The sequence below is a fragment of the Flavobacterium sp. FlaQc-49 genome, from assembly GCF_044005985.1.
Classification (GTDB): Bacteria; Bacteroidota; Bacteroidia; order Flavobacteriales; family Flavobacteriaceae; genus Flavobacterium; species Flavobacterium cupriresistens.
In genome coordinates, this window is record NZ_JBIPCS010000002.1 from 728,620 (window position 1) to 741,841 (window position 13,222).

A 13,222-nucleotide genomic window follows, 5' to 3' on the forward strand; every position below is an offset into this window, starting at 1 on the left:
TTTCTGCTTTTTAAAACAACTTTAATGAGTAAATCAGTAGTACTGACTAAAACACAATATATGGAAAACACAGCATATAAACCTTTTGCTTTTATAGAGCAATATACTCCTGTTGAAGGAACTACAGTTTATTATAATACCAAAAAAACTTTAGCAACCCAAAAAAATGACTGTCACATTGGAGGAACAACAGGGAATTCAGTTGAATTAACTGCTGAAGCAAATAAATTTGTATCGACAATAAGTATTGCTGATGCAAATGAACAAGCCGAATCATGGCTTAAGGCAAATGCTCAGGCCTATGCGAATAATTCAGGATCCTGCCTTATCAGGCAAACTGCTTGGAGAGGAGTGGATCATTCATGTGTTATTGAGCCATCAAGATTACTACTGCCTTTTGATTATATGATTATCAGGTATAAATGGGTATTAGGAGCTGGTCAGGATTTGGATACATTTACCGGATTTGTAAATACCGGTACACAATATGACAAACAATGGTTGGGTCATGGCCAAGGTCGTACCAAACTGCCTTCTACCACTATTGAAGCTAAAGATTCCTATATAATGTGGGCAGGAGATAATCAAGAAACTGTGGGGGTTGAAAGTTGTTTTGTCAATTTTACTAAAATGGCTAGCGACCACGCATCCCTAAATACGATACAAATTAGAATGGCTGCTGCATGGTACAAACAGATTGGAACAGGAAATATTGATATCGAAATAGCTATTTATTCAGGTGGAGAAATTAGCGCTTCCGGAAATGATTTTATTAATACAGGAGGTGCAATTGTACAAAAATTAAATTTTTCTAAAAACATTCCAAGCCCACCAACATGGTCAAATAATATCGAAAACGTACCACATATTGGATACATTACCTACACCACACATACTAAAAAAGCACAAATTGCAATAACTTATTAAATTATAAACATGGCAAATACAGGATATAAATCTTTCGCTTGGTTAGAAGAATACTATCAAGATGATCTCAGTAAAACCGGACAAGCTCTAAAACCAAATTTGGCAACAGATCCAGATTATATTGCACCCGTTTTAGACCAAACAAACTGTCCTTCGGGAGCAAGATATTACAACACGCAATTAACCAAGACTGTTTTTAAAGATAATTGTAATCCAGGAGAAATTACTGAAGGAGTTGAACTTATTGTTTACGCAAACCAATTCGTTTCAAACATAAATCAAGCTGATGCAGATAATCAAGCCGCCACCTGGCTGGAAAATAATGCTCAAATTTATGCAAATAATTCAGGAGTCTGTAGACCTCAATAAGTCTAACCAACAAGTCCATCTTTAAACACGTCTTTGAATACTCTTTATACGTTGACATTATCATAGACTTCATCTACAGGCAATGCTGGAATTGTTGGTCATGAGATATACAAAAATGGCATTTTAATAGATTCGACTTCCTATGATGAAATACCATTAACAACTAATCAAATAGATTCATTACACTATTATAGACCCTATGTTTTTCTTATATCTAATGGTGATGGGAATAATTCCGCCTCTACAACAAACAGCATACCAGCACTATCTATGATTCCTACAACCGAAGAAGTGTATTTGGAATGCAATTTTTAATAAATCAACATTATGGACACAAACCACAACAGAATAAAAGTCTCCGACTTAGAAAAAAATGAGTCCGGCAAGATCTTAACAACAAACACCAATGGCGAATTAGAGTTTACAAACATCAATACTATTAAAGTTGATGGTTACAATGCATTAGATTACAATCAGGAAGGCAAAGTACTGGACGCCAGACAAGGCAAGGTTTTAAAAGATTTAATTGACAATAGTAAGGATACGCTTAAAACTTATTTTGACACGCTTTACTTAGGCATTTCAAACAATCAAAATGTATCCGGAATTAAGACGTTTCTTGCCGGTAAACTAGGTTTAAGAAATACGGCAAATACTTTCACCTCTTTTTTTTCAAATACTAATACAGCATCCAGAACTTACACATTTCAAGACAAAAGCGGAACAGTAGCCGACTTAACTGATCTGGCAGGAAAGATGAATGTTCCATCAGGAGTTATAAATAAAATCTCAAAATTTTCAACCACATCGACGATTGGAAACAGCAGAATCACCGATGATGGAACTAATCTAGGAATAGATAATCAATGGCCTATCCTTTCAGATTTTTCTTTCGGGTCGTTAAAAAACAGACGAGTAGATATCGAAAATTCAGAAAGCCAAACAGAAGGTAGATCACTCATTCTAGCAGCAGGAAAAGCTTCTAATACTAGTTTTTCTTCAACCAATTTTGTAAAAACACAAGACCATTCTTACGGATGGTCGTGTATAGATATCCACAAAAATGGTGACACATATGCTTGTATTTATAATGGTGATATTTATAAAAAAACAGCTGGAACCAGCAATTTTATACCATTGGGCCAAACAGCTAGAACATGGCATTCTATAAAATGCATGCAAAACGGTGATGTTTATGCTTGTGGTTGGAGAACTGATATCTATAAACAAACAGCTGGCACAGGTGACTTTATGCCTTTGGGGCAAGCAGTTAGAACCTGGAATTCTATTTCGCAAGACCTCAACGGAGATATTTATGCGGTTTGCTTAGCTCTTCCAAGTGCAATATTTAAACAAACTGCAGGTGTTGGTGATTTTGTTTTATGGCAAAGTTTTGGTTTTATAATTACTGGTCTTGATTTTGCAAGCAATGGCGACGCTTACCTGACTGGCTTTGGTAATGATATACACAAGAAAGTTTACGGAGCTTCCTCTTTCGGTGCTACTAATCAGGGAGCCAAAAACTGGTTTTCGGTAAAATGTGCTCCAAATGGCGATGTTTATGCCGGTATTTCCGGTGATAATAACATTGGTGGTACTAGCGGCGACGTATACAAAAAAACGGCAGGAACTAACGACTTTATAGCATTAGGCCAGACAACTAGATCGTGGAGATCACTCGCCTCTAATTCTTTAGGTGATATTTACGCAGCTACTTTTGACGGTATATTTCATCTTAATTTATCACAAACAGGGGCTCCAAACTTAAATGGAGGTGCATTGAAACTCATTGGGGGAACTGGCAAAGGATCAGGAACTTCTGAAGTTCAATTTTTTACTGGACAAAAAACAGTTTCAGGCGCAGATATGCAAACAGAAACACTTAGAGCTCACATAAATGAGAATGGCTACATGATTTGGGCCAATATGCCCACTTATGCAGATAACGTTGCTGCCATTGCAGGCGGGCTTCCTGTTGGTTGCGAATACAAAACGACAACTGGAGACCGTAAAATAGTCTACTAGTAAAATTCAAAAACCTATTCCCTTCACTAACTATTTTTAGTGAAGGAATAGTAAATACAAACAACGCTCCGAAACCAATTGGAATCTAGACTGAAACTTATGGAGCAGTAAAAATCAGAATGAATAGTATTGCGTGCCATCCTGATCGAAGTCGAAGAAAACGCAAGAAATACTACAATGTTAAATTCGCAAACTGCCACTTATTAAATTCAGTATTGATTTTTCAATTGCTCTTTTGCTGCTGCTACACTCTTGTTAGCATCATACAAAACCTTACACTTCTATTACAAATTATAAATCCTGATCTCTAACATTCAAATCATTAATACAAACTAACATGAACACAAACCACAACAGAATAAAAGTAGCCGACTTAGAAACAAATGGGCCAGACAAAATTTTAACTACAAATACTACCGGAGAATTAAAATTTAGTGACCTTAACTCGATATTGGTTAATGACCTAATTACAGGCGGAATCTCAAAAGCCTTAACAGCTGAGCAAGGTAAAATTCTAAAAGACCTAATTGACTCTTTAGTTACTGACAAAGTAGATAAAATAGCCGGAGATCGTTTAATAACTGCCGCTGAAATCACTAAACTATCAGGAATTCAATCTGGTGCAGAAGTTAACCCAGACATTAGCGGAAAACAGGATATTGTTAATCAAATTGAAGTAGGTACAAACCAAACTATTCCTTCTTCCTGGTTAGGAAAAACGGTTGTATTTAATACTAGTTGTACCATCGCAGTTCCCGCTTCTCTAACGGAAAGTTTTATTTTTAACGGAATTACACTTCCCGGAGTAACAGTAACCTGGACGATCACAGCTCCTCATACCTGGTTGTTTGGAACTCCTTCCGCAACTGCAGAAAAACAAATCTTCACTTTTACAAAAAGAGGAACTACAAACAGTATTTTATTATTAGGCGTATAACCATGGGAAGCTTATCTCAAAATACCGTTTTTGGGAAGACCAAGTATAAGGCTAATACTTTTATTGGTGGAGTTGCAAATTTAATTCCTGACACTTCATCATTGAGTACCTTTTTAAAAGTATCATCAAATAGAGTAAAAGCTTTTAAAACAATTGGAAATGATATAGAGTTTGCAATCATTGACGGCAATTATGAAATACATTATAACAGAACAATTTTTAAAAATTCCGCTCTAACATATTACAAAGACCCGAGGGATTGCTAACTTACATATACCAAGATCATTTTCTTTCAAACACACAAGCAACCGAGTTTTATTTCCCCAAGCTTACGGGATGCAATCACAATTTATTTAGTCGTAATTCTAAGTTAACTAAATGCCATGTCCCAAAATTAACAACAGCAAGTCACTCTTTATTAGCTTATTGTCCTTTAGTTAATGATATTAATTTAGAGTAACCTAACCACTTCACATGGAGGACTGTACAATCAATATACACGCAAGTATGGCAACTATAAATTCAGGAATACCTGATGCTGATTTAGTTTATGCCGGTAATGTTAGAGGAGCGATAATTAATTATGCATAATCCTTTCTATTAGTGACCGTGCAACTTGATTTTTTTTAGTCCCTAAAAGTCATACCACTCTAATCAAGAATACTTTAATTGATATAGAGTGGTATACTTTTTAACTGACAATTACAAAACATATCACTACTTTAAATTCTCTCCGCAAATACTTCTATTAAAAAAGTGAGAGAACAAATAACATTTTATAATCAATATAATTATGGGTAATTTACTTCAAAACACTATTTTTGGAAGCGCCAAAAATAAGGCTAACACTTTTATTGGTGGGGTTTCTGCTACACTTAACACACCCGCTTTAATTGCCTCGAAACTAAAAATAAATATAAACAGGATTGAATTATTTTCCATTGTTGGAAATGATATTCAACTATTAATTACTGGCGGTAATTATGTTATACCTAAATCAGCTTTTGCTAATTCTACTTTGACATATTACAATGATTATTCCGGTTTAGTTCTTACAATTTTAGGAAGTTCATTTCAAGGTTGTAAAAGTCTTGCATTTGTTAATTTTCCCAATTTAATGACCACTTCTGGCAATTACACTTTTCAAGGATGTACATCAATAACAACATATAATTTTCCAAATCTTAAAAGCCTTGATAGCAATTACACTTTTGACACAAATACCTCGCTAACTTCATTTAGTGCACCTAATTTAATTTTGACATCTTCTAATAAATTTACTTTTTTAAATTCCAACAATTTATCCTTTTTAACAATTGGAAAACCAACCAGTTTGGGAGATAGTACATTTTCAGGAACTAAAATTACATCTATAGATTTATCTGATTGTACGACAATAGAGGCAAATGTCTTTACAAACTGCACTTTATTGTCCAATGTTGTAAACATGAATCAAGTTACTTCAATAGGAGCAAATGCTTTTAGTAATTGTGGTTCCTTATTGAATTTTTCTGCAAATTCATTGTTAACAATTGCGGCAGGAACATTCCAAAATTGCAAAAGCCTTACTGCTTTAAGTTTTTCTAGTCTAACTAGTATTTTTAATAATGGTGCATTTCTAGGCTGTACTTCATTAACCACATGTAATTTTCCTCGCCTAACAACAATGACTGGAAGTTCACAGTTTTATACAGTAACTTCCCTGATTTCATTTACAGCACCTAATTTAGTTCTAACATCTTCTAATATAGCTGTTTTTTATGGCTGCACAAACCTTTCATTAATCCTTGGAAAGCCCACTGGCTTAGGACATAGTACATTTACTGGAACTAAAATCACATCTATTGATTTATCAGATTGTACAACTATTGAGGCAAGTGTCTTTCAAAACTGTACCTTATTGTCCAATGTTGTAAACATGAATCAAGTTACTTCAATAGAAGCAAATGCTTTTAGTAATTGTGGTTCCTTATTGAATTTTTCTGCAAATTCATTGTTAACAATTGCGGCAGGAACATTCCAAAATTGCAAAAGCCTTACTACTTTAAGTTTTCCTAATCTAACTACTATTTCCGGTTTTTTTGCGTTTCAAGGATGTGCTTCAATAGTATCATATAATTTTCCAAATCTTACAAGTCTTACTAACACTTACACATTTGACACAAATACTTCCTTAACTTCATTTAGTGCGCCTAATTTAATTTTGACATCTTCTAATAAATTTACTTTTTTAAATTCTAATAATTTATCCTCTTTGACAATTGGAAAACCAACCAGTTTAGGACATAGTACATTTTCAGGAACTAAAATTGCATCTATAGATTTATCAGATTGTACAACTATCGAAGAAAGTGTATTTCAAAACTGTACCTTATTGTCCAATGTTGTAAACATGAATCAAGTTACTTCGATGGGAGCAAATGCATTTAAAAATTGCAACTCATTACTAAATTTTTCTGCAAATTCATTAGTAACAATTGCCGTAGGAGCTTTTCAAAATTGCAAAAATCTTACTGTTTTAAGTTTTCCTAATCTAACTACTATTTCAGGTAATTCCGCATTTCAAGATTGCACCTCATTAATAACATGCAGTTTTCCAAATTTAACAAATATAAATGGAGGATATACTTTATCTAAAAATACTTCTTTGTCTTCATTCAGCGCACCTAATTTACTTAACCTAGGGGCAACAAATGCGAACAATTTAATCTTCGAATTAGTAAAAGAAGGGATTACAATTACTCTTCCACTAGCCTTGCGTACAGCAAATAATGGTGAACCTGATGGAGATTTAGTCTATGCAACTGGTATAAGAGGTGCAATAGTTAATTACGTATAAAGATAGTAGAAAATCATTGTACTAATTTAAAACACTTATCTAACAAAATATTATTCTTCAAACTGAAGCAACAGTAGATCATTTTTTTTCAAATTACTAACCTGAAGAACTACTTCTTTCATTACAAACGACATAAAATCACTATTACTCCTCCTAAATTGTATATTCTTTAAAATGAAATACAATCACCAGAATAAGTGCTCTCTTTAACAATCATCACAATATATACTGATAAATACAAAATATCTTTAATTTAAAAATCAATCATGGGAAGTCTATTACTAAAAACCGTTTTCGGAAAATTAAAATACAAAGCAAATACCAATATTGGTGGCATTGGGGCTACCATTAACACACCTGTATTACTAGCTGCTAAACTTGGAATCAATGCTAATCGGATCAAATTTTTTCGGGTTATAAACAATGATATTGAGTGTCTAATCACAGGTGGTACTTATAGTATTCCATGGGGAGCTTTTTATAACAATACATCGTTGACAAGTTATAATGATTTATCAGGACTAGTCACATCGATAGGAGATGCTGCTTTTGGTGGCTGTACAGAAATTACAGTATATAATTTTAGCAATCTGACCTCTATTACAGGAGGCAATGTTTTTACTAATAATTCATCTCTTGTTAACTTTAATGCTCCATTATTAAAACTAACTACATTAAATAAAAGTGTTTTTGAAAATTGCATTAAACTAGCTACGCTTACAATAGGAAAGTCAACAGGTATAGGACCCAATGCTTTTATTAATTGCCTCAAATTAACTTCGATTGATTTATCGGAAGCAACCTCAATTGGTAGTAACGCATTCCAAGGATGTGAATCATTAGTTAATATTGTAGACATCAATTCCGCAATTTCAATTAATTATGCTGCATTTCTCAATTGTACATCGCTAACCAATATTACAAACATGAATTCAGCTACTTCCATTGGTAGTTCAGCATTTTCACAATGTTATGGGTTAAAAAACACTATAACAGCTAATTTAATGAAGTCGATTGGTGATAGTGCTTTTTATGGTTGCACAGGAATAACGGCCTATCATTTTGATACGCTGACATCCATTGCAGGAAATAATTCTTTTAATAAAAACTCATCACTTGAATCCTTTAATGCTCCATTGCTAAGACTAACAGAGTTAAATAAAGGTGTTTTTGAAAATTGTATTAAACTAACTACTCTTACAATAGGTAAGTCAACAGGTATAGGCTCCAATGCTTTTATCAATTGCCTCAAATTAACTTCGATTGATTTATCGGAAGCTACCACAATTGGTAGTACCGCATTCCAAGAATGTGAATCATTAGTTAATATTGTAGACATCAATGCCACAATTTCAATTAATTATGCCGCATTTCTCAATTGTACATCACTAACCAACATTACAAATATGAATTCTGCTATCTCTATTGCTAGTTCAGCATTTTATCAATGTTCTGGATTAAAAAACACTATAACAGCTAATTTAATGAAGTCGATTGGTGATAGTGCTTTTTATGGTTGCACAGGAATAACGGCCTATCATTTTGATACGCTAACATCCATTGCAGGAAATAATTCTTTTAATAAAAACTCATCACTTGTGTCCTTTAGTGCTCCATTATTAAAACTAACCGCATTAAACAAAAGTGTTTTTGAAAATTGCAATAACCTAGCAACGCTTATAATAGGCAGACCAACTGGTATAGGTGTTAATACTTTTTTCAATTGTACCAAAATAAAATCTATTGATTTATCGGAAGCAACCTCAATTGGTAGTACCGCATTCCAAAGATGTGAATCATTAATCAATATCGTAGATATAAATTCCGTAATTTCAATTGATTATGCTGCATTTTACAATTGTACATCATTAGATAACATTACAAATATGAATTCAGTCACCTCTATTGGTAGTTCAGCATTTTCCCAATGTTCTGGATTAAAAAATACTATAACTGCTAATTTAATAAAGTCGATAGGAGATAATGCTTTTTATAACTGTACAGGAATAACAGGTTATAACTTTAATAGTCTAACTTCTCTTAAAGGAAATAATACTTTTAATAATACCTTTAGTAATAACTCATCCATTATCAGCTTTCACGCCCCATTACTAAATACATTAGGAAATTCTGTTCTACTCAATGGCATTTTTAATAATATAAAAATGGGTTGTACTATAACAGTTGCTGCATCGCTCCAAACAGCAAATAATGGTGAACCTGATGGAGATTTAATCTATGCTGCCAACACAAGAGGGGCTAATATAATTTATGTTTAAAAAATCTATAAAAAATTGAACAGAAACCATAACCGAATAAAAGTAGCCAATTTAGAAACAAATGGGCCAAACAAAATTTTAACTACAAATACTACCCAAGAATTAAAATTTAATAACACTAACACAATATTGGTTAATGATTTAATTGTTGATGGAACTACAAAAGTTTTAACAGCCGAAAAAGGTAAAATACTAAAAGAACTAATTGACCTATTAGGTACTAACATAGTAGATAAAATTGCCGCAAATCGTTCAATAACCGCTGTCGACGTAACTAAACTATTAGGAATTCAGTCAAGTACAGAAGTGAACCAATACATTAGCCGAAAACAGGATATCGCCAACCAAATCAAAGCAGGTACAGACCAAACTATTTCACCCTCTTCATTAAGAAAAACAGTTGCATTTAATACCAGTTCTACAATTACAGTTCCTGCCTCTCAAACAGAAAGTTTAATTTTTAACGGGATTACACTGCCTGGACTAACAGTAACGCGGGCAATTACAGCTCCACAAACCTATTTATTTGGAATATCCTCCGTAATTACGAAAAAACAAATCTTCACTTTTACAAAAAGAAGAACTACAAACAGTATTTTAATATTAAGCATATAATTATGGGAAGTTTGTTACAAAATATCGTTTTTGGGAAGGCCAAGTATAAGGCTAATACCTTTATTGGCGGGGTTTCTGGTAATTTAAATACTCCTGCCTTAGTTGCTGGTAAAATAGGCATCCCTAACTCAAGAATCAAAGTTTTTAAAATTATTGGAGATGATATTGAATTTTCGGTGACCGGAGAAGTAAAGTACACACTTACAGCAGCAGCTTTCTTCAATAATACAGCCATTACATATTTTCACGACCAAGATGGTAAGATTAACTATATTGGTTATTCCGCTTTTTCAGGTGCAAAAAATCTTACTTCTGCAATATTTCCTTCTATAACTACTGTTCAGGGAGGTAACTATACTTCAACAGGAGTCTTTTGTAATTGCTCAAATCTTGTCTCTTTCTCTGCCGTAAAACTAGAGTCAACAGCAAATTTTATGTTTTTTGGATGCAATAAAATCTCCTCCTTTGATTTCCCTTTGTTAAACGTAATAAAACATGGGTCCTTCTCCGGATGTTCAGCATTAGAAAATATAACTACTGGAAATGTGGCTACTATAAATAGTGGAAGTTTTACTAATTGTATAAAATTAACTGCTTTTAACTGTGATCATGCTAATGAAATAGGTTCCGCAGCGTTTCAGAATTGCTCTTCAATGACTGATATTGTAGGTTTATCTAAAGCAACAAATATAATAGCAGCTGCTTTTTATGGTTGTGTTAATATAACAGGTCCAATTTTTGCACCTGAGGTAACTGTTATTGGTGTTCAGGCATTTTATAACTGCCACAAAATAACTGATTACCACTTTCCTGAACTTTTAACAATACAAGCTGCTTCGACAATAACATATACATTCCTAAATAACTTTGCTGTAAATACTATCTATGCTCCCAAAGCTAATGCTATTGGAACACCTGTTTATAATTCCATCTTTCAAAACATTAAGCTAGGGTGTACAATAACAGTTCCTAGCTCAATACAAACTATAAATTCAGGCTCCCCAGATAATGATATCGAGTATGCCGAAAAAACTAGAGGAGCTATTATTGTCTATGTTTAAATCATTCTCGGCCATGTACAGGATCAACAATAAAACCTGTGGAGTAGAAAAATTAAGCATAAATATTAGTGAGTCTAAAAAGGAAGTATTCTATATTTCTAAAACCTCTGAATTTTGATCTAAATGCTTTTATATTCTGCCGAAGCGTTGGTGCTTCTGTTGTCAAAATAGTTCAATATAGTTTGATAATGATTCATGATTGTGCGAGAGATTGTGCCAAAAGACTTAAACCCGGATTGATTTACTTTTTCATGCCATTTGGCTAGTTTAGCAAAGCCTATGATTTTATCTTTTGTGTTCTCGAAGATATTGCGAAGCTCCTGAGTTAGACTATATCCTTTTTGGATATGAGGATATAATTCAAATAGTAATGCAGCACGTTCTGTTTGATTTTGAGTCCATTTCGATTTAGTTTTGTACAAGAAATAGCGGCTTATGGCTAGTAATTGTTTAAGGGTATCTCCATTTGAAAGTATTATAGCTTCGAAATTTACTTTTAACTTTTTGGCTTTTTCAATAGCATCATTTTCCTGATCGATGGCTTCCCAACGATACTTAATCCTGATTTCCTGTAAAGCCTCTGACGCTAATTTTTGAACGTGGAATCGATCTGTAACGCGAGTAGCATTAGGAAAACATCTTTTAGCAATTAATCTCATATTACCAGCCATATCCAGAGTGATTTCCTTGACTACATTTCGCTGTTTAAGAGCGATTTTTCCAATAACACCAATAACTGTTTCTGCTTTAGTTCCTGCAATCATTGCTATTATAGTGCCTTTTCTACCTTTATCGGATTTGTTGGTTAAAATAGTATAGAGTTCACCATTGGAGAGAGAGGTTTTATCTATGGATAAGCGCTTTCCAATATTTTGTGGAAAGAGAACCCACTTTTTAGCGTGTGATATTTGATCCCAAACTTTGAAATCACTTAAGAAATCTTTGTATTGATATTGCAAATTTCTACCCGAAACCCCATAAAAAGAAGCAATGGTATTACAATCATTTGGACTGGAATCTATTGATCTCTTTTAAAAAAGACGCAAACTCCTGTGTTACACGAGTTCCGTCTGCTACTAAATTCCAATCTCTGAAAACGATCTTTCCACTATCTTCATTTAGCCATCTTCTGCGGGTGATATGAAGATATACCTGATGTCCACGGATAGGGAAATCCTGAACTGTTATCTCTTCGAAGAATCCTTTTGAACTTAATTTTGACTCTCTGTATTCTTTTGGTGTCGAATTAATCTCTTTTAAATATAAGTGAAGTATTTCATCTCCCTTTTTATAAGAAGTAAGTTCAAAATAATCCACTATTATCTCAGGCAATAACAACTTAAGGATGTCGATAAAAGAATCTTGCATTTATATATAATTTCAAAATACAAATATCTAGTTTTTAATATTTCCCCACAACAATATGTCTTGATCCCATGTACATGGTTTTTCTTAATGATTATAGACCAAATATTATCCGTTTTGTAACAAAGAAAACCAGAGATTTTGCAATGAATCAAATCCAAAAGTTGTAAAATTTTTATTTCTCCACAACATTTGGAGTTGATCCATTCTGAAGCAGAGCCTGAGGCCAATAATTTTTTAATTTATTCCAAAAAAAAACTTCAATCAGCAAAAGCCAATTGAAGTTTTAGTACTCAGAGCGGGACTTGAACCCGCACGAACATTGCTGTTCACTGGATTTTAAGTCCAGCGTGTCTACCAATTTCACCATCCGAGCATTAGTAGTATTTTCTAAAAAGAATAAAAAACCCTGTTTTTCAGAACAGGGTTTTAAAAAGAAAGGCGACGACATACTCTCCCACATAACTGCAGTACCATCTGCGCAGGCGGGCTTAACTACTCTGTTCGGGATGGGAAGAGGTGAGCCCCGCCGCAATAACCACCTTAAGGTCGTTGTTACTTGAGGTAACGTACAATTAATTAAAATTTAATATTAATAATTAAATAATTGCAACAATATCTTAACATACTGAGATAAAGAAAGTATTTTATTTTAGAAAGTTTCTTCCCCACACAAAAGTGTGGGGAAAAGGGTGTACATAAGCTTACGGATTATTAGTACTACTCGACTATGACATTACTGCCTTTACATCTATAGCCTATCAACGTGGTCATCTTCCACGATCCTTAAAAGAAATCTCATCTT

General features: G+C 33.6%; 10 protein-coding genes, 1 tRNA gene, 2 rRNA genes and 1 pseudogene. 9 read left to right on the top strand and 5 right to left on the bottom strand.

The window, feature by feature from the left end; genetic code table 11:
• Positions 1–24: 24 nt before the first annotated feature.
• The 9 genes from ACHRV3_RS06365 (at position 25) to ACHRV3_RS06405 (ending at position 11,052) form a co-directional block, all read left to right on the top strand.
• The gene (locus tag ACHRV3_RS06365) at positions 25–927 is read left to right on the top strand and encodes a DUF5977 domain-containing protein (protein WP_395433687.1); all 903 of its coding nucleotides are present in this window, start codon (positions 25–27) and stop codon (positions 925–927) included.
• Between the two features lie 9 nt (positions 928–936).
• Positions 937–1,296, top strand: a complete 360-nt coding sequence (locus ACHRV3_RS06370) for a DUF5977 domain-containing protein (RefSeq protein ID WP_395426702.1) — start codon at positions 937–939, stop codon at positions 1,294–1,296.
• Positions 1,297–1,623: 327 nt separating this feature from the next.
• Positions 1,624–3,321, top strand: a complete 1,698-nt coding sequence (locus tag ACHRV3_RS06375; RefSeq protein WP_395433688.1) for a hypothetical protein — start codon at positions 1,624–1,626, stop codon at positions 3,319–3,321.
• Positions 3,322–3,658: 337 nt separating this feature from the next.
• Positions 3,659–4,258 (top strand): hypothetical protein, encoded by a 600-nt coding sequence (locus ACHRV3_RS06380; protein ID WP_395433690.1) that lies wholly within the window; start codon positions 3,659–3,661, stop codon positions 4,256–4,258.
• Between the two features lie 2 nt (positions 4,259–4,260).
• Positions 4,261–4,524: a hypothetical protein gene (locus ACHRV3_RS06385; protein WP_395426699.1), complete on the top strand. Its 264-nt coding sequence runs from the start codon at positions 4,261–4,263 to the stop codon at positions 4,522–4,524.
• Positions 4,525–5,051: 527 nt separating this feature from the next.
• Entirely contained in the window at positions 5,052–7,097 is a 2,046-nt protein-coding gene (locus ACHRV3_RS06390; RefSeq protein ID WP_395433691.1) for a leucine-rich repeat protein, read from the top strand.
• A gap of 266 nt (positions 7,098–7,363) precedes the next feature.
• Positions 7,364–9,376, top strand: a complete 2,013-nt coding sequence (locus ACHRV3_RS06395; protein WP_395433692.1) for a leucine-rich repeat protein — start codon at positions 7,364–7,366, stop codon at positions 9,374–9,376.
• A 15-nt stretch (positions 9,377–9,391) separates the two neighbouring features.
• The gene (locus ACHRV3_RS06400) at positions 9,392–9,991 is read left to right on the top strand and encodes a hypothetical protein (protein ID WP_395433693.1); all 600 of its coding nucleotides are present in this window, start codon (positions 9,392–9,394) and stop codon (positions 9,989–9,991) included.
• Between the two features lie 2 nt (positions 9,992–9,993).
• On the top strand, positions 9,994–11,052 hold the full coding sequence (locus ACHRV3_RS06405; RefSeq protein WP_395433695.1) for a leucine-rich repeat protein: 1,059 nt from the start codon (positions 9,994–9,996) through the stop codon (positions 11,050–11,052).
• A 52-nt stretch (positions 11,053–11,104) separates the two neighbouring features.
• On the opposite strand, the pseudogene ACHRV3_RS06410 reads toward ACHRV3_RS06405, so the two are convergent.
• The 5 genes and pseudogenes from ACHRV3_RS06410 to ACHRV3_RS06430 form a co-directional block, all read right to left on the bottom strand.
• A pseudogene (locus tag ACHRV3_RS06410) lies at positions 11,105–12,011 on the bottom strand (transposase).
• 43 nt (positions 12,012–12,054) lie between these two features.
• A complete protein-coding gene (locus ACHRV3_RS06415; RefSeq protein WP_230003532.1) occupies positions 12,055–12,420 on the bottom strand; it encodes a transposase in 366 nt (121 codons plus the stop codon).
• A gap of 287 nt (positions 12,421–12,707) precedes the next feature.
• Positions 12,708–12,793, bottom strand: a tRNA-Leu gene (locus ACHRV3_RS06420).
• A 60-nt stretch (positions 12,794–12,853) separates the two neighbouring features.
• A 5S ribosomal RNA gene (gene rrf / locus ACHRV3_RS06425) occupies positions 12,854–12,963 on the bottom strand.
• Between the two features lie 148 nt (positions 12,964–13,111).
• Positions 13,112–13,222: ribosomal RNA gene (locus tag ACHRV3_RS06430) — 23S ribosomal RNA — on the bottom strand; the annotation flags it as partial.